At 36.8% G+C, this 18,433-nt stretch carries 22 protein-coding genes; 12 read left to right on the top strand and 10 right to left on the bottom strand.

Features of this window, described 5'->3' with window-relative positions; all coding sequences use genetic code 11:
- Nucleotides 1-3 precede the first annotated feature (3 nt).
- Nucleotides 4-924: a DUF4421 family protein gene (locus NOX80_RS11970; RefSeq protein WP_256550023.1), complete on the bottom strand. Its 921-nt coding sequence runs from the start codon at nt 922-924 to the stop codon at nt 4-6.
- 33 nt (nt 925-957) lie between these two features.
- Nucleotides 958-1,308 (bottom strand): winged helix-turn-helix transcriptional regulator, encoded by a 351-nt coding sequence (locus tag NOX80_RS11965; RefSeq protein WP_256550022.1) that lies wholly within the window; start codon nt 1,306-1,308, stop codon nt 958-960.
- Between the two features lie 134 nt (nt 1,309-1,442).
- On the opposite strand from NOX80_RS11965, the gene NOX80_RS11960 reads away from it, so the two are divergent.
- The 6 genes from NOX80_RS11960 to NOX80_RS11935 all read left to right on the top strand — a co-directional run bounded on the left by NOX80_RS11960 (nt 1,443) and on the right by NOX80_RS11935 (nt 6,223).
- Nucleotides 1,443-2,081: a peroxiredoxin-like family protein gene (locus NOX80_RS11960; protein ID WP_256550021.1), complete on the top strand. Its 639-nt coding sequence runs from the start codon at nt 1,443-1,445 to the stop codon at nt 2,079-2,081.
- Nucleotides 2,078-2,872, top strand: a complete 795-nt coding sequence (locus NOX80_RS11955) for a DNA alkylation repair protein (RefSeq protein ID WP_256550020.1) — start codon at nt 2,078-2,080, stop codon at nt 2,870-2,872. The genes NOX80_RS11960 and NOX80_RS11955 overlap by 4 nt, the downstream gene beginning before the upstream one ends.
- 46 nt (nt 2,873-2,918) lie before the next feature.
- The gene (locus tag NOX80_RS11950) at nt 2,919-3,824 is read left to right on the top strand and encodes a LysR family transcriptional regulator (protein ID WP_256550019.1); all 906 of its coding nucleotides are present in this window, start codon (nt 2,919-2,921) and stop codon (nt 3,822-3,824) included.
- 65 nt (nt 3,825-3,889) lie between these two features.
- A complete protein-coding gene (locus NOX80_RS11945) occupies nt 3,890-4,834 on the top strand; it encodes a YeiH family protein (protein ID WP_256550018.1) in 945 nt (314 codons plus the stop codon).
- 97 nt (nt 4,835-4,931) lie between these two features.
- Nucleotides 4,932-5,366, top strand: a complete 435-nt coding sequence (locus tag NOX80_RS11940) for an N-acetyltransferase (RefSeq protein WP_256550017.1) — start codon at nt 4,932-4,934, stop codon at nt 5,364-5,366.
- Entirely contained in the window at nt 5,345-6,223 is an 879-nt protein-coding gene (locus NOX80_RS11935; protein ID WP_256550016.1) for a helix-turn-helix domain-containing protein, read from the top strand. The genes NOX80_RS11940 and NOX80_RS11935 overlap by 22 nt, the downstream gene beginning before the upstream one ends.
- Here NOX80_RS11935 and NOX80_RS11930 read toward each other — a convergent pair.
- Nucleotides 6,220-6,564 carry a tRNA-binding protein gene (locus tag NOX80_RS11930; RefSeq protein WP_256550015.1) on the bottom strand — a complete coding sequence of 115 codons (345 nt, stop codon included), beginning with the start codon at nt 6,562-6,564 and terminating at the stop codon, nt 6,220-6,222. The genes NOX80_RS11935 and NOX80_RS11930 overlap by 4 nt on opposite strands.
- An 84-nt stretch (nt 6,565-6,648) precedes the next feature.
- Here NOX80_RS11930 and NOX80_RS11925 point away from each other — a divergent pair, with 84 nt between their 5' ends.
- From NOX80_RS11925 to NOX80_RS11915, 3 genes are all read left to right on the top strand, one after another.
- Complete coding sequence (locus NOX80_RS11925) at nt 6,649-7,206, top strand: thioredoxin family protein (protein ID WP_256550014.1); 558 nt, start codon at nt 6,649-6,651, stop codon at nt 7,204-7,206.
- A gap of 276 nt (nt 7,207-7,482) precedes the next feature.
- Complete coding sequence (locus NOX80_RS11920) at nt 7,483-9,045, top strand: FMN-binding glutamate synthase family protein (protein WP_256550013.1); 1,563 nt, start codon at nt 7,483-7,485, stop codon at nt 9,043-9,045.
- A gap of 11 nt (nt 9,046-9,056) precedes the next feature.
- Nucleotides 9,057-9,446 (top strand): GreA/GreB family elongation factor, encoded by a 390-nt coding sequence (locus NOX80_RS11915; protein WP_256550012.1) that lies wholly within the window; start codon nt 9,057-9,059, stop codon nt 9,444-9,446.
- Between the two features lie 55 nt (nt 9,447-9,501).
- On the opposite strand, the gene NOX80_RS11910 is transcribed toward NOX80_RS11915, so the two are convergent.
- The 7 genes from NOX80_RS11910 to NOX80_RS11880 all read right to left on the bottom strand — a co-directional run bounded on the left by NOX80_RS11910 (nt 9,502) and on the right by NOX80_RS11880 (nt 16,262).
- Entirely contained in the window at nt 9,502-10,053 is a 552-nt protein-coding gene (locus NOX80_RS11910; protein WP_256550011.1) for a hypothetical protein, read from the bottom strand.
- 155 nt (nt 10,054-10,208) lie between these two features.
- Entirely contained in the window at nt 10,209-10,478 is a 270-nt protein-coding gene (locus NOX80_RS11905; RefSeq protein WP_256550010.1) for a hypothetical protein, read from the bottom strand.
- 339 nt (nt 10,479-10,817) lie between these two features.
- Entirely contained in the window at nt 10,818-11,852 is a 1,035-nt protein-coding gene (locus NOX80_RS11900; protein ID WP_256550009.1) for an MvdC/MvdD family ATP grasp protein, read from the bottom strand.
- 79 nt (nt 11,853-11,931) lie between these two features.
- Nucleotides 11,932-12,906, bottom strand: coding sequence for an MvdC/MvdD family ATP grasp protein (locus NOX80_RS11895; protein WP_256550008.1), 975 nt, complete (start codon nt 12,904-12,906; stop codon nt 11,932-11,934).
- 597 nt (nt 12,907-13,503) lie between these two features.
- Entirely contained in the window at nt 13,504-13,770 is a 267-nt protein-coding gene (locus tag NOX80_RS11890; RefSeq protein ID WP_256550007.1) for a microviridin/marinostatin family tricyclic proteinase inhibitor, read from the bottom strand.
- Nucleotides 13,771-14,109: 339 nt separating this feature from the next.
- A complete protein-coding gene (locus NOX80_RS11885; RefSeq protein WP_256550006.1) occupies nt 14,110-15,042 on the bottom strand; it encodes a peptidylprolyl isomerase in 933 nt (310 codons plus the stop codon).
- Nucleotides 15,043-15,104: 62 nt separating this feature from the next.
- Nucleotides 15,105-16,262 (bottom strand): MFS transporter, encoded by a 1,158-nt coding sequence (locus NOX80_RS11880; RefSeq protein ID WP_256550005.1) that lies wholly within the window; start codon nt 16,260-16,262, stop codon nt 15,105-15,107.
- 147 nt (nt 16,263-16,409) lie between these two features.
- Here NOX80_RS11880 and NOX80_RS11875 point away from each other — a divergent pair, with 147 nt between their 5' ends.
- From NOX80_RS11875 to NOX80_RS11865, 3 genes are read left to right on the top strand one after another with little or no spacing between them, the layout of a single operon-like run.
- Nucleotides 16,410-17,210: a class I SAM-dependent methyltransferase gene (locus NOX80_RS11875; protein WP_256550004.1), complete on the top strand. Its 801-nt coding sequence runs from the start codon at nt 16,410-16,412 to the stop codon at nt 17,208-17,210.
- 3 nt (nt 17,211-17,213) lie between these two features.
- Nucleotides 17,214-17,660 (top strand): DUF1569 domain-containing protein, encoded by a 447-nt coding sequence (locus tag NOX80_RS11870; protein ID WP_256550003.1) that lies wholly within the window; start codon nt 17,214-17,216, stop codon nt 17,658-17,660.
- Between the two features lie 11 nt (nt 17,661-17,671).
- Complete coding sequence (locus tag NOX80_RS11865) at nt 17,672-18,400, top strand: hypothetical protein (protein WP_256550002.1); 729 nt, start codon at nt 17,672-17,674, stop codon at nt 18,398-18,400.
- Nucleotides 18,401-18,433 lie beyond the last annotated feature (33 nt).

Below are 18,433 nucleotides of genomic sequence, written 5' to 3'. Positions count from 1 at the left end.
TTTTTATAGTCGGGGTAATTTTTTAAGCAACCGGGATTGGCTGTCAAAACGTTTGATCAGCATTAACTGCAAGGTCGCAGAACTAATGCCAACCTGGTTGTTTTGTTCGTAAGATACATACAATCGATTCATCAGAAAAGAAAGATTCACCGACCAATCATTGGCATTATAGCCCGATGCAAAGCGGAAAAACAAGCTCGGATTCCAGGCAATTTTATCATCCAGACTTTTAAATCCGAGCGTAACACCGGGTGTTAACGATCCCGTTACAAAAAAACGCGGGTTGATCACCCAGGTATAGGCATAACCAAGACTTGGTCCGATCTGGTACATTTCTTTCCGGAAACCGATTACATTATCAGCCCGTACCCGATTGTAATAAGCTCCGCCACCCAGTAAAAAACTACCCGTCGATTTTAACTGTACCTGAACCTGATCGAAAGCGGCACGATAGGAAAAGCGATCTCCGTTAAATACATATTGTCCGAAAACTCCAATGTTCGTTATTTGTGCATCCGAATACATTTCAAGAATATCTCTTCCTTTATCTTCATAATATAGCCCTTTATAGTCCATTCCGAAAAAATCGAGCACAATTTTCCGACCATAATAGTGGTATTCCAGATCAAAATACCGGGTTTTTCCTTTCGATTTATCCGCCAGAAATCCAAATCCGTAACTATAACTCAACCCCGAATTTCCCCAGGTAAAACCCGCACCAATTGCAAAAGGACTATTGGCAATATACTCTTTAGAATCAGCATCGGGATAATCACTATTCAAGGTGACAAATTTTCGGGATAAGTACAATCGCGCCGAATATTCCTGTGGAAATTTTCCGATATAAGTACTGTCAACCTGAGCAAATGCGGTTGGCATAATCGGTAAAAAAAACAGTAACAACAGATATTGGGGAATTCTCATGTAGTTCTTTATGTACAAAAATGAAACGTAAAATTAATCCGTATATTGTGATTCCCGATGAGCAAGTAATACTTCTCCCCAGTTGTTTAATGACCATAATACGGTAACAAGCTGTTCACCTAATTCCGTAAGTGTATATTCTACACGAGGCGGTAATTCCGGGAAGGTCTCCTTAAAAATCAAACCGTCGGCTTCCATTTCCTTAAGCTGCTGATTTAAAACACGTCGGTCAACTACCGCGATACCCCGAAGGAATTCACTTGGTCGTTTTAAACCCTCATTCATTTGCCATAAAATCGGAATTTTCCATTTCCCGCTAATCGTATTCACGGCTTCTTCCAGCGGACATATCTTATTTTCGGTAATCCGTATCTTCGTTTTCATTTTTTTTAAATTTAATTTATTCGGAAGTCGCTGTTTTTCAATATTAGTTCCTTTTTCCACCCTATGGGATAAAAAAATCCCGTATTGTGGAATTGTTTTTAAGCCATGACCTTTACAAAAATAAAGGAAATGTTATGAATAATCTGCAAAAACAAATCGAATCCCTGAATGAACAATTGACTTCCCTACTTCCTCGAGAAATACAGGACGCTTTTCAAAATACAATTACTGAACTACTATCGAATCATTCCAAAAAGAATGTCATTCCATTAGCTGCTACTTTTCCGGATTTCAATCTTTTAACCTCATCCGGTGAAACGATTCATTTATCTGATATCCATACGGAAGAGAAGTTAATTATTGCTTTTTTCCGAGGTTCCTGGTGTCCCTATTGCAATCTGGAATTACAGGCTTTGGAATCGGTTTACACAACAATCCGGTCAAAAAAAGCAGTACTCATCGCTGTAAGTCCGCAATTAACTCCTTTTAATGATCAGTTAACCGAACAACATCAGCTTTCCTATCCGTTATTAACCGACAAAAACAATGCGCTCGCACAACAATTGGGAATTACATTCGAACTCCCGGATTTTGTGCGTCCTTACTACAAACAGTTAGGCATTAATCTGGAAGATTTCAATGACGATACCCGTTATATTCTGCCGATTCCTGCTATATTTGTTATTGATCAGAACAATGTCATTTGTTATAGCCATATCGATCCGAATTATATGAACCGTGTTGAAATGGAAACCTTAATAGCCCAATTATGACCGTACGAAAAGGAGCACGAACCATTGCCGAAATCCCACCGGAAATACGGGATCAACTTAATAATGGCCTGATCGAATCGGCCAATCTCAACGAATGGCTGGCCATTAATCAGAAACAGCTTTTGGAAAAGGTACTGATTGCGCTGAACCGAAAAGAATACCTCAACGATATTTTGACTGATATTGCCAACCTGAAAAAGCAAACGGTTACTCAGATTAACGAAATGATCGGTGTGAGTTTACTAACACAAAGCTATATTTATAATGATACCGGTTTATTTGAAAAATTATCGGTACATCCATCGGATACAGTTCGTTGTTGGGCGACCTATTTTATCGGTAAGAGCGACCGACCGTTGGCAGAAAAGCTGGAACGAATGCAACCTTTTGCCGCCGACAATCACTTTGGCGTTCGGGAAATCAGTTGGATAGCATTACGAGCCGATATTACTGAAAATCTGGAACAAGCCATTGTATTACTAACCCCGTGGACACTATCCGACAACGAATACATACGCCGGTTTGCGAGTGAATCCATTCGGCCGAGAGGCGTTTGGTGCAAACATATAGAAGCTTTAAAAGAAACACCTGAAACCGGAAGTAATATTTTAGAACCTTTAAAATCCGATTCCTCTAAATATGTTCGGGACAGTGTGGCCAACTGGCTTAACGATGCTTCAAAAACCCGACCGGATTTTGTAGTCAATTTGTGTAAAAAATGGGAAAAAGAGAGTCCGACCAAAGAAACAGCTTATATTATTAAACGTGCTTTACGGAGTATTAACCGATAAACCATTATAAAATTGTAACTTTGGTTATACTGTAATTGACTTAACCATGTCTGATATACGCCTTAAAATATTTTATACCGTTGCCGACCATCTAAGCTTTACTAAAGCTGCGGAAATCCTGTGTATTACTCAGCCGGCCGTCACTAAAAACATTAAGGAACTGGAAACCGAGCTCGATATCCGGTTGTTTGAACGACAGGGAAATAAAATAGCCTTAACTGAAGCCGGGTTAATACTGTACCAACATGCCGGATCTATTTTTGAAATTTATCGTAAAATTCAGTATGATCTCGGCCTTTTAAAAGACAAGCAAACCGGCGAATTAGTATTAGGAGCCAGTACAACGTTAAGTCATTATATCCTACCTCCTATTTTGGCTAATTTTTACAAACACTTTCCGGATATTCGAATTTCTCTTTTAGATGCCAATACAGAAAAGATTGAAAACGCTGTTCTCCGGAAAAAAGTGGCACTCGGTATTGTAGAAGGTAAATCCAATAACAAGGATTTAAAATACATTCCTTTTCTAAAAGACGAAATTGTTGCTGTAGTTCATACTTCACAGGAACTGGCATCCAATGACACGATCAGTAAAGATGATTTGCTGCGTATACCGCTTGTATTACGGGAAAACGGCTCCGGTAGTCTTGATGTTATTGCCCATGAACTCCGATCCCATAATATCCGGTTAAATGATCTGAATATTATCATGCAGCTTGGTAGTACCGAAAGTATCAAATCCTTTCTTTCCAATTCCAATTGTATGGCATTCCTGTCCATTTCAGCGGTTAGTAAAGAAATTACCGAAGGTGAATTTAAAGTAATCGACATTGACGATCTGGATATTAAGCGTATTTTTTATTTTGCTCATTTACAAGGCCAACCGGAAAAAATACCGGAAATATTTCTGCGCTTTGCCCAAAACAGTATAACCAAAAGTTATACCCTATAACTTTTTATCATTGGCACATCCTTATTAATTGGCGGAACTTTGTCTGACAAACAAATCAGACAACCATGACCATTTTTGAACAAAATCCCAAACTTAAACACGGTATTTTCCTGTTTAGCATCACCTTATGTCTTTTTCCTTTTATTACGGCTCCGTTAGCCCTTTTATTCGGTTTTATCATCACTTTTTTAATCGGAAATCCATTTGAAAAAGCCAGTCAAAAACTCACAAAAATACTATTACAGTTTTCGATTGTCGGATTAGGATTCGGTATGAATCTGACCGATGCGTTACAAACCGGTAAAGACGGTTTTCTGTTTACAATAGGTTCAATAACAGTTACCCTTATTTTTGGTATCTTACTAGGTAAATTATTTAAAATTCCACAAAAAACAGGTTTCCTGATCTCAGCCGGAACAGCAATTTGCGGCGGAAGTGCCATAGCTGCTTTAACTCCGATACTAAAAGCAAAAGAATCGGACATTTCGGTTTCACTTGCTACCGTTTTTATCCTGAATTCCATTGCATTATTCCTGTTTCCGTTTTTGGGTCACCTATTCGGTATGAGTCAATCTCAATTTGGAATGTGGTGTGCGATTGCTATTCATGATACCAGTTCTGTAGTCGGTGCAGCGCAACGATATGGAGATACGGCATTGCATATTGCTACGACGGTGAAATTACAACGCGCTTTATGGATTATCCCGTTATCGTTACTAACCTCCTTCTTTTTTAAAAATAAAGATAGTCGAATCGCAATCCCGTATTTTATCTTTCTGTTTGTACTCGCTATGCTTTGGAACAGTTATTTCCCTTCTTTTCATCATTTTAATGAAACTATCGTTATGATTGCTAAAAAAGGACTTGTAGTCACCTTGTTTCTTATCGGAGCCGGATTAACACGTGAATCCTTGAAAAAAGCCGGTCTTCGTCCACTTGCACAAGGCATTATATTGTGGACATTTATATCTGTTTTATCCTTTATCATTATCCGGACAACGCTCGTATAAAACGTTATCATCTTCTAAAGTCCTATACTATCATCCTTTTGTCCGATCGTTAGTCTTTTTGTCAGGAATACATTTGCAGTATCAATACAAAAATAAGATGATACGAAAATTACAACCTACAGAAATCGATGAAACGGTTGCCTTATGGTATGCCGTTTCTGTCAAAGCGCATGATTTTATTGCTGCCGAATACTGGGAAGCAAATAAAGCTGAAATGGCTCAGACCTATCTTCCTAATTCCGACACCTATGTTTTTATCGAAAATAATACCGTCGGAGGATTTGTTTCCATGGTCGATTCATTCTTAGCTGCTATTTTTGTAGCTACCAACCTGCAAGGCAAAGGAATCGGGAAACAACTGATTGATTTTGTCAAACAGCAATATCCGAGCATACAATTAAAAGTTTATAAAAAGAACGGTCCCAGTATCCTATTTTACCAAAAACAGGGTTTTGTACTTCTGGAAGAACAAACAGAAGTTACTACCGGGGAAACCGAATGTTTAATGCAATGGCAATATCCGATGCAATAATAATACAGAACCTTGAATTTCCGGACACCAAACGTCCGGTTATTCTCTGTGATTACGATTACCGGCAACATCCAATATTATTTCAGATGCCGCCGCACAGTCATGATTTTTATGAAATTCTTTTCTTTGAAACCGCAGGGATACACTATATCGATTTTGAAGCCGTTCCGGTTCTGCAACATCGTATCGCCCTGATTTTACCCGGGCAAATACATTATATTGACGATCCGGCTATCCGGGCGAAGGCTTTACTTTTCGATAAAAACTTTATTGATGCCGAAGCAATGCAATTGCAATTATTAATCCCGTTTAAAGAAGCTAAATTTGCTGATATTCCAACCAGCGCTAATCCGGTGATCCAAAAACTTCTGGAGCTGATTCGAATCGAACAACAAAATGCAACGATAAACTTTAGCCTTATCCGATATTACGTTCAGGCACTTTTAGTCGCAATTGATAAATACTACAAACCGGCTATTAACCAAAAGTTACATAACCGGTTGACTATCATTTTTGAATTGATCAAAACATTTTACCGTACTGAAAGAAGCACTGAATTCTATGCTTCCCGATTACAATGCGCTCCAAAATACCTCAGCACACTTCTTAAATCAGCTACAGGAAAATCATTAAAACAGCATTTGGACGATCAGTTACTATTGGAAATCAAAAAACAATTGCTCGGTGATAAACCGATTAATATAATTGCTTACGAATTACAGTTTGAAGATCCGTCCTATTTTGGTCGTTTTTTTAAAAAGCACAGTGGTTATACTCCTTTACAGTTTCGGGAAAAAGCCCGTTTATACCACAATAATGAAACTTATTCCGTTTCAAAATGGCTAACTTCGAATTAAGCGATACGTAAACCGTTTTCTATTTTAAAATCGGGTGCTAATAATATAATATCTCCTTCACCTGCAACAGCGCCCAAAACCAGACATTCGCTCATAAATTTTCCTATTTGTTTTTTCGGAAAATTGACAACCGCAACAATTTGTCGGCCGTTAAGTTGCTCTTTTGTATAATGTTTTGTGATTTGTGCCGACGATTTTCGAATTCCGATTTCCGTCCCGAAATCAATCGTAAGTTGATAGGCTGGCTTTCGGGCTTCCGGAAAATCGTTGACTTCGAGTATGGTACCCACTCGCATTTCTACTTTTTCAAAATCACCCCATGTAATTGTTTCCTGATTCATTTTCTATTTGGATTCGTTTTTTTCAAAATTAGCAAATCATTCGGTAAATACTTATCTTTAAAAACTTTTAACAACTGAATCAAAATGGCTCGTACACCGTCAAACATGTTACCGTTAGGTACAATTGCTCCTGAATTTTATCTGAAAGACACCAATTCATCGGATACTTTTTATTCTTTTTCCGATTTAAAAGGAGAAAAAGGAACGGTCGTTATGTTTATCTGTAATCATTGCCCTTTTGTACATCATGTAATTGAAGAAGTGGTGCGAATTGCTAACGATTATCGTGTTCAGGGAATCGGTTTTATTGCTATTTCGAGTAATGATGTTGTTAATTATCCGCAGGATGCTCCGGAATTAATGACCGAATTTGCTTTTGAAAACAGATTTGAATTTCCTTATTTGTATGATGAGACACAACAAGTTGCAAAGAATTATGATGCGGCTTGTACTCCGGATTTTTACTTATTTGACAATCTGAATAAGCTTGTATATCGCGGACAATTAGACGACAGCAGACCCGGAAACGGTATTCCTTTAAGCGGTAGTGATTTACGCGGTGCTATTGATGGTGTCGTTTATAACAGAGGAATCAACCCGGATCAAAAACCAAGTCTGGGCTGCAATATTAAGTGGAAATAATGCAGATATAAAAAAAATACCTACCTTTGCCTTGTGTAAATACAAGACAAACCATGTTAAGTAATCCCTTTTTAACGGTTTTCAGGCCATTGCTTTCTGTAAGGAAACGCAGTATGGCTGTTCTATTTTCACACAGCAAAGCCTTCATCAATTAGACCCCGTATATAGTTCGTTTTTCTTTTTGCATATATACGCGGGTACATCCTTCAAACTTTATACAGTAAATTAACTTAATTCGGCCGATTATTTCCGCCGGACACTTTTTGCATATTTATCATGACATCTAAAAAGTTTTTTGCATCCCTGGTTGCACGTCAAATTATTTGGTTTGTAGCGATTACCGCATTAATCGCAGGTTTGTATTTTGTTCAATTTCATGGTCTGGCCTGGGAAATTTTATTATTCCCGATAGCACTGATGATCATTATTGCTGTCGACACCTTCCAGCCTCGCCATTCCATTCGTCGTAACTATCCGCTTATCGGTCGGATGCGTTATCTTTTTGAATCGGTGCGTCCCGAATTCCGACAATACTTTTTTGAAGGAGAACTAGACGGAAAACCGTTTAACCGCAGACAACGTTCGATTGTATATCAGCGGGCAAAAAATGAAAAACAAACGATTTCATTCGGAATGCAGGATGATCCGAACCGTATCGGCTATGAATGGGCTGCTCATTCCGTTTACCCGAAAAAGGCTGATGAAGCTACATTTCGTATCACAATCGGAAATACACAATGTTTACAACCCTATAGCGCCAGTATTCTAAACATCAGCGCCATGAGTTACGGAGCATTGAGTAAAACAGCCGTTACTTCTTTAAACAAAGGAGCTAAAATGGGTGGTTTTGCACACAATACCGGTGAAGGAGGTATTAGTGATTATCATTTACAAGGAGGAGATCTGATCTGGCAAATCGGTACCGGATATTTCGGTTGTCGTAATCAGGACGGAACATTTTCTGATCAATTATTTGCAGAAAGAGCCGCCTATCCGGAAGTAAAAATGATCGAATTAAAATTATCACAAGGAGCCAAACCCGGACACGGAGGATTATTACCGGCGGAGAAAAACACACCGGAAATTGCCCGAATCCGAAGTATTGAACCGTATACAACCGTACATTCACCGTCTGCTCATACTGCATTTTCTAATGCAATGGAGTTAATGTATTTTATCAATCAGCTACGCCAACTTTCGAACGGAAAGCCGGTTGGATTTAAAATCTGTATCGGACGTCAGGACGAATTTGTAACGATAGTTGAAGCCATGATGGAAACCCGGATTTTCCCTGACTTTATTACTGTCGATGGTGCGGAGGGCGGAACCGGAGCCGCTCCGTTAGAATTTATCGACTATATGGGTATGGCCCTTTCGGATGCATTAGTATTTGTTAGCGCTACATTGCGTCAATATGGTATTCGTGAACAAATTAAAATTCTGGCTGCCGGAAAAGTGATTTCCGCTTTTGACATGGCAAAAGCCTTGGCTTTAGGTGCCGACGCGTGTTATAGTGCACGTGGTATGATGTTTTCTCTGGGTTGTATCCAGGCTTTACAATGCGACAGCGGTAAATGTCCGGTCGGAATTGCTACACAGGATAAAGCGTTATATAAAGGAATTGATATTACTGATAAAAGTGTTCGTGTCGCTAACTTCCATAAAAATACGATGAAAGCACTGGGCGAATTTATAGGAGCATGCGGATTTGAACATCCGAAAAACATTACTCCAAATGTATTTTATCGCAGAACTTCAGGAAATACCAATCATAGTTTTGCCGAGTTATATTTTAAAGAGAAAGAAATCAATACTAAAAAGGAAATATCTAATTTTTAAAGATAATAGTTATGAAACCAATACCCGTATTATCATTGACCGATTATCAAGTGCTGCGCGAGTTGACTAAAAGCAGTCAGACCAGCACCAGTAAAAAAGAAATAATGCAATTGTCGCAGGAATTGGATCGTGCGATTGTAAACAAAGACGGAATTCTGGATGACAATATTGTTCGTATCAATTCTTTTGTAGAAATTGAAGATACCAAAGCCAAACAACGTATGAAAATCCAGATTGTTTTACCGGCACTTTCCAACATTAAAGAAGGAAAAGTATCCGTAATTGCACCTTTGAGCATTGCATTAATCGGATTTAAGGAAAACGATGAAGTGGATTGGGAAATGCCTGCCGGCGTAAAGTCACTTCGTATCATTTCCGTTTCCAATCCGGTTGAAGAATAATTTTTAAGATAAAAACACCTTTCTATTTTGATGGTGTTTTTTTTATGTCCGACAATTACTTTTCTAAAATAATCTCAACCGGTCGGTTGGTTCTTGGCCCGAATTGCATCGCCTGTCTTTCGTTTTGTGCCGAACACAACACATACATATTATAACTGTTTAGCGGAACTAACTGCGTTTTAAAAGACCCGCCATTTGCTTTGCCGTCAATGTCTTCTACTTTAATTGAAAAGTTTTCAGCCGGAAATGTATTGGTTACAGATAACAGATAATTATCCTTTGCAAACGGGAAAAACCAACGGCTTTTTCCATTTTTATCGGCTTCTCCCGGAATTTTTTTCCCGCTTTCATCGATCTTATAATTCAATGAAAAGACCATCGGCTTGTTACTATTTGTCCAGCTATAAGCATTATTTACATTGATAACTTCTTTCCCGTCGCTATCTACAATAGTAATTTTTAAATCCTTGATATTTTCTTTTTTGCCGTTTTCATGAACATCCAACACCAGATAGGATGTAAAATCATATCCGCAATGTTGTACGGCAACTTGTGCATTGGCAGTAAAAAAACTAAAGAAAAACAGATAAATTAAAAGGTAACGCATAATCATTAAATATTTTGTAAAAATACAAAAGCAAATGACAAATCAGTAAAAAAGCTCTCCGTAGAGAGCTTCTAACTTTTCTTTTAAGCATTTATCTGTTACTATTAAAAAGCAGCTATTGAACTATCAACTTAATAATAATAACTTATTTTAAATTACCCCGGAAAAAATCTACAGGATATATCATTAGTGTCTCCTGAAAAATACCTGCGTGATCCTCCATAATAACGTTTTCGCTCTGGAAATATGGCTACCGAACTTACATGATAGGTGTAACCTGAAGGCCATTCTGCATCCGTATCGGATCCAACCCGAGTAATAATCTTACCACCTCCCTGAATAGTACTACTTTCTTCATTCCCAATTTGATTCTCTAAAAAACCAGCAAAAAACGGTTTCTTTTCTTGTTCATTATTCTTCTTCATGATAAAAATTTTACATTAAATAATTAATTTTAAAAGTCAGTTTCATTTGCAAATAATTGACTTTTCAAAAGTAATATTGTTTTTAAAATAAAAATGTTATAAAAATCCAAACAGAATAACCAAGTAATTCAATATCAAACAGATACATCTGAAAAATGATCAATAATTCAATATTATTGAATTGAAAATCATACATCAAAAGGTATCAATTCATAAAAGAATGAATTGTTTTGACATTTAAAATATTCAAATCCGAATTGCTATTCCTAAAAAAGTCGTATCAATAAATAAAAAAAGCCCTCCGAAGAGAGCTTATCCTTTACTTTCGATCTGAATTGATTATATTAAACTACTCACGTTAGTTTTATCAAAAACAGGTGTATATCTACGATTCGCTTTTCCTAACAAAACCTTTGCAATCTGATCAGAAATCGGGTTGTCCGGTAACAATCTATCCAACCAGAAAAACTCTCCGGCAGCATTAATTTCCAGAAAATAATAGTTATCATCCGGCGTTACAATAATATCGATCGCTCCGTAATTTACCTCATACATATCCATCATCTGCAATAACTTATCACGTAAGTCGGCAGGTAATTCATACGGTTTCCAATCACTTAATAATTCGATTCCTTCCCGGCGCCAGTCTAATTTAGCATTGTCCAGTTTTTGAGAGTCGATTTCAAAAGCATAAATCTCATCTCCTACGATTGTAATACGCAATTCTACTTTTTTATCCAGCTTTTCCTGGAATTGCATCGGACAATATTGTAATGTTTCAATGTTATCCAAATCCTCTTCTTTAATAAGATTGGTAAACACAACATTTTCAACTCCGTCTCTTTCAATTGCAAAAGAACTTTGCATTTTGGTAACCACGCCGTTCGGATGATCCCTAAAAAAACGTTTTGCCTCTTCAGGACTATTGGTAATACAGGTTTCCGGTACTTTCATTCCTAAGAAATCGGCGATACGCATTTGTTCTTCCTTACTGTCCAAGCGTCTGTATTTACTGTATTTCCCGATCTGAAAACAAGGTAAACTTTCTAAAAACCCGAAAAAAGTAGCACGAATTTCACCGTATACACTTCCCAAATATTCTCTCTCCAACACAGTAGCCAGATTTCCTCCTAAATTAAAGCTACGTCTGTACCATAATCCTGCCAGTTCATGAAGCGCTACTCGATTTGCGCCCTCATAATCAAGATATATTTTCCATTCTCCGTTTTCAAAACAGCTGCTTAAACTATATTTAAGCGGATATTCATCAACATTAAAGCGAATGGGTTCCCCACCATGTTTTCTAATTTTATCTGATACGATATTGATACATTCATTATCCTGAGTATGCGTAATAATTAGTACTTTTTCCATAACTATTTTTTATTAACTGCTCCCAACCGGTAGCCCTTTATATAAATATCACTTAATTTCAAATTAAAAGCGTTGATCTTTAACAGATTCTCGCCACTAGTTTTTCAGCTATAGTTTCTCCTATCGGATAATCTAAATCACGCTGAATCATTCCCCATTCCCCTTGCGGGTTAACTTCCAGAAAGATATATGTTCCATCCTCTTGCCGAATCATATCAATCGCACCAAAATACAGACCGATATTACGCATCATTGTATCGAGTGCATTACAAACGGAATCCGGTAAGGCATAATATTCCCAGGATGGCATTATGTCTTTCGCCGCACGCCAATCCGTTTTCCCGGTTTCTGAAGCTTGTGCGTTAATCTTACCTGTAAAAAATGTACCGTCAATATAAATAATGCGCAACTCGTATCGTTTTTCGATATTCTGTTGAAAAATCATCGGGCAGTACACTAAGGTTTCCAGATTATCAAGGTCAGATTCCTGAATACGTGTAGTGGGGAAAAAAGGAGTATCTCCTTTCATGCTACGGGACAAAGAACCGTGCAATTTTGCAATCATATTTCCTTTGCAGACCGTATAGAAAAAATGTTTGACCTTAATCGGATCATTGGTAAAGAGCGTTTCCGGAATCATTAATCCGGCATTGCGGGCGTATGATAATTGTTCCAACTTATTTTCCCCGATCCGATGATCCAATTCCATCGGATTCATCCAGGGTAACTTTCGAAGTGATTCAAAAAACAGGTTACGCATTGTCGTATATTCCTGGTTATAGATACTTTTAAAAGTATCATCCAAATCATCCGGAACATTAATATGCCATAATTTTCGGTAATATACCGCTTCAATATCGTCAATTGAAAACGCTGTTCCTTCATGCTCTATCTTAATCTGTACTTTCTCGTTTTCAAAAGAATATTCAAACTTCAATTGATGTGAAAAAGTATCTGAATCAAGTCTGAAAACCTCTTTCCCTAATTCTCTTAAACGCCTGATCACTATATCGATAGTATAGAAATCTTTGCTATGGCTTATACATAATATCATTTAAATTCAAATAAAATAATGTTGCATTACCTATACCTATTATCGTGGTAACGGAAAAACACCTATACCGTTAAGTACGGTTATGTCTGCATCATCAGATGAATACCTGCGTGTTTGAATGATAATCGGTTCTAAATGATCTTTAAGGAGTTGGTATCCCAAAAAGGAAACCGCAAAGAAAGATCTCTTTATAATTATTATGTTTTAGCATTATTTAAAAATCAAATTCTATCTCTGTAAATAATTGACTTTTTAAATTTACCTATTTCCACAAGTAAAAAGTTAAAACAAAAGCTGTTGATGAAATATCAAAAAAACATATAACTAAAAATCAATAATTTACATTAAAAAAAAGAACAATAAGTTTAATCATTTGAATTAAAAGTTGCCATTTAAAATCAAAAATCAATACCCGAAAACATAAAAAAACTGTCATCTACGACAATTTTATATTGGAAACCAAATAATTATAGCAAACTAAATCTCAAAAAGCGGAAATAAGAACCTATTATTTTAAATAAGATCCGTACAAAACATTAAAATCAATGCCGTGTACGGATCAATATTTATTTTGTTAACTGCTTAACAATTTTATCACTAGATTTCCGGAGTGATTATTGGTCCACCAGTTTCATCGTTATCAGATGGATATTTCATAGTCTGCATCATATCCAAGCTTTTTAATGTTATCGGTCCACCAGGTCCGTCTTCGTTATCAGATGGATATTTTAGTGTATGTAACATATCTTCTGTTTTTAACGTGATAATGTCACCACCCTGTACAGTATTTTTCTCTTCGTTAGATAATTGATTCTCTAAGAAATTCGCAAAAAAAGGCTTTTTAAGGTCTTTATTATTTTTCATAATTACTAAATTTTTAAAGTTTATTAAGTTGTTATGTCTTATTTGCAAATAATTGACATTCCCAAAATACTATTTTTTTTTTCGCTTTAGTAAAAAAAATGTGATATTATAAAAAATAAAATCAATCTTCTGGCTACAAGAATGTTACATCCCTCAACAAAAGTTATAATTTAATAAAAAAATGTTAATTTTAACACTTTAATTATATGCACGCATACAAAAACAAGACATTTTAACACTTAAAAACTCATCTGCAAGATAAAAAAAGTTCAAAATGCATTATATATAAATAAAAAAAACTGCCATATAAGGCAGTTTTTACTACAAGAATAAAATATATTATTTCACATCCATTAATTCCACATCAAAAATAAGCGTTGCATCCGGTGGAATAACACCACCTGCACCACGAGATCCGTAACCTAAATGAGAAGGAATTACAAAACGGGCTTTATCACCTACTTGTAATAATGCAATACCTTCATCCCATCCTTCGATAACATGACCTTTTCCTAACGGGAATTCGATCGGTTGTTTTCTTTTATACGAACTGTCGAAAACCATTCCGTTTTCTAAAGATCCTGTATAATGCACAGAAACAGTTCTGCCTTTTTCTGCTTTTTTACCGTTTCCTTTCTGAATCATTTTATAACGTAAACCGCTTTCCGTTTTATCAAAACCGGCAGCCAGTTTTTCCATTGCTTCTTCAGCCTGACGTTTTTGCTCTGCAATACGTTTTTCACGAGAACCTTCGAAAGTACGGAACGCTTCAATTGCATTCCATTTCTGCGCTTCATCACCTACTCTAACGATTTCAAGGCTTTCAATTACGTCATCTTGCTGAATTGCATCAACGATATCCTGTCCTTCTACAACATGTCCGAAAACGGTGTGTTTATTGTCTAACCAAGGTGTTTCCACATGCGTAATAAAAAACTGTGATCCGTTAGTTCCCGGTCCTGCGTTTGCCATAGACAATACTCCCGGAGTATCATGTCTTAATTCCGGATGAAATTCATCGTCAAACTGATATCCGGGTCCGCCTACGCCACTTCCAAGCGGACAACCTCCCTGAATCATAAAATCTGAAATAACTCTGTGGAATTTTAATCCGTCATAATACGGTTTCCCTTGAGGTTTAACATCATTTTCCAGGTTTCCTTCAGCCAGTCCTATAAAGTTCCCGACAGTTCCCGGTGTTTTATCATGCGTTAATTTCACTAAAATAACGCCTTTGTTCGTATTAAATTTTGCGTAAATTCCGTCTTGCATTTTTTTTATTTTTAAATATAATGACAACAAATATAAGTTTATTTTACAAAATGTGAATTTCTTTATTTACGCTTATATGTTAGCGCATAAATAAGAATTGAAGCTATTGCTAACATCGCACCACCGATTGAAAAGGCATGCCATTTCCCTAAATTCCATAACCACAAACCAAAAGCAGATCCCAATGCGGTTCCTAAAAAACTAAACGACATATAAACGGTATTCATACGGTTTCGCGCTTCCGGTAATAACGAATACACCCGCGTTTGATTAGAAATATGTACCGATTGTAATCCTACATCTATAAAGACGATTCCGATCATAATTCCGATGATACTTTCGGACGAGAAATAAAACACAATAAAGCTGATCAATAACAATACGCAACCATACCCAATTACAACTCTGGGATTTCCTTTATCGCCTAGTTTTCCAACTAAAGGCGCTGCTAATGCTCCTGAAGCACCGACTATTCCGAAAAGTCCGATTGTAGCACTATTAAAATGAAACGGTTCTCCTGATAACAATAGTACCATTGTTGTCCAAAATGCTCCGAACTGTGCGAAACTCAATGCATTAATCAGCGTAGCTTCGCGTAGCATCGGCTGTGTTCTGATTAACGAAAACAACGACTGCAATAACTGTCCGTAAGTTCCTTTAAAATCCGGTTTGTTGACCGGGAATTTTTTCTGAATTACAATCACAATCAATACACATAATACCGCTGCAATCCAGAACATACCGCGCCATCCGAGCCAGGCTCCGATAAAACCGCTTACTGTTCTTGAAATTAAAATTCCGACTAACAAACCGCTCATTACCGTTCCGATTACTTTTCCTCTTTGCTCCGGCGAAGCAAGGCTGGCTGACAACGGCAAAATTAACTGCGGAACAATCGAAGCGGCTCCGATCAGGAAACTTGCTATTTGTAACATTCGGAAATTAGATGCCGTGGCTGCAATGATTAGGGCTACAACTGCCGCTAATGTTGTAAATTGGATCTGTTTTTTTCGCTCCAGCTTATCACCTAACGGAACCATAAAAAACATACCGATTGCATATCCGGCCTGGGTAAGATACGTTATAGTACCGGCCTGATCTTCCGGAATAGCAAACTCTTTTGCGATAAGTATAATAAGGGGCTGACAATAATACAGGTTTGCTACAATTAAACCTGTTGCAATGGCCATAAAGCCAACATCTGTTTTGGATAAATTCATGTCGCAAAATTAACTCGATATCTCTTAATTAAATCTTAAATTACATTAAAAAAGATAGTCCCGCAATAACAAATAGATTGGACAACTCTTATATTTGTAAAGCCTTCATCAGGCTGCTTTTTAAAAAATCAATCAAAAATCACAATAATGGAAATACCGAAAGATTATCTCGATACCAATAAAGCCACCTGGAACCAGAAAGTTGACTATCATGTGGATTCTGAATTCTATAATATGGAAGCTTTCCTAAACGGTCAATCAACATTAAACGATATTGAATTGCGTTTACTGGGCGATATTACCGGTAAAAAAATTCTTCATTTACAATGTCATTTCGGACAAGATACTATTTCATTATCCAAAATGGGTGCTCAGGTTACCGGCATGGATTTGTCGGATAAAGCGATTGCAAAAGCCCGGGAATTAGCTACGCAATTAAACACAAATACTACTTTTGTGTGTTCTGATGTATATGATTTACCCAATCAGCTACAAGGCCAATTTGATATTGTATTTACCAGTTATGGCACCATCGGGTGGTTACCCGATCTGGACAAATGGGCCAAAGTAATTCAGCATTTCCTAAAACCCGGCGGAAAATTTGTTTTTGTAGAATTTCATCCGGTTGTATGGATGTTTGACAATCATTTTACAAAAATCGAATACAGCTATTTCAATACCGAAACCATTATTGAAACGGTATCCGGAACCTATGCTGATAAAGAGGCACCTTTAAAAAACGATTCCGTAAGCTGGAATCATCCGCTAACGGAAGTTATCAATTCACTTATCAAAAATACATTGGAAATTAATACCTTTGAGGAATATGATTATTCACCATACAGCTGTTTTAATGAAGTAGAAGAATTTGCTCCGAATAAGTTCCGAATCAAACATTTAGACAACAAAATACCTATGATTTACGCAATTGTTGCCACAAAAAAATAACCTATGAAAAGTCTTTATAACACAACATCCAATCAAGAGATTATTAATCGAATTCATCTGCTGTCTCCGCAATCCCTTTCACATTGGGGAAAAATGACCGTTAGTCAAATGATGGAACATTGTCAGGCGCCCTTAAAAGTCGCTTTTGGTGAACTGGTATTACAACAAAGTCTTATGGGACTACTATTCGGTCGTATGGCCAAAAAGAAACTGGTAAACGACAAACCATTTGATCCGAATATTCCAACAGCAAAGGAATTTATTGTAACTCACGAACCCGATTTTGATGCAGCCAAAGCAATATTAATAGAATATATAACCCGTTTTCAACAAGGACCATCAGTTATCAAAAACCTGAAACATCCGTTTTTCGGTCCAATGACGCCGGAAGAATGGGATATTTCCCAATGGAAACACCTTGATCATCATTTACGTCAATTTGGCGTTTAATATAAAACGGTATGACTGCTCTAAATAGACTTCTTATAACTTTCCTGTGTATCACTTTCTTTTCCTGTGAGAAGAACACTAACTATAATTTATCCGGAACGTTTATTAATAAAACCTATTTAGAGCAATCTAAAACCGCTTTACTTTCCGATATTCCTTTTTATGCTGTCGAACTGACTTTTAATAAAGACAGTATTCTTTTTTCAAACGGATTCGAAACCGGCAAACTTGCTTATAATAAAAAAGGGAATCAGTACCTCTTAAAAAAGGCCTATCAAAATAACGGTATTATCAAAGATTTGATAATAGAAGCCACATCCGATTCTACTTTTACGTTACTGGATCATGACTATACAACACGAAATTCTGATTCCAATTTCAAAAAATCCAAAATAGCTTTCGAAACGGCATTAGCTCAAAATTTATTGGAAGGTCAATATGAAATCCATTTTCCGGATTCCTTAAAAACACGCAAAGTCAATTTTGAGTCAAATGGTGTAACCAATCTTCCCGGTTATATCCAATATTCAATTTGTTATTCCGGCGATTGTATGCAATTGGTTGACGATAAAATAAATCTTATCACATTAACTAATAGTCATAAAACTGATTTTTTCGGTTGGAAACGCGGAGCCGATAATACACTTGAATTCTATACTGTATCCGCACCGATACCTGATATAAAAGGCGGACAAAAGATTATTGAAAAAGCCTTTGTACTTAAAAAAGTCCCGAAATAAATCTGTTTCTATTTTTTAGACTATTTTTGCGGA

The organism is Flavobacterium cerinum (assembly GCF_024496085.1).
Taxonomy (GTDB): Bacteria; Bacteroidota; Bacteroidia; order Flavobacteriales; family Flavobacteriaceae; genus Flavobacterium; species Flavobacterium cerinum_A.
Note: the sequence above shows the minus strand (reverse complement) of the source record. Positions and strands in the feature narration are given on the sequence as shown.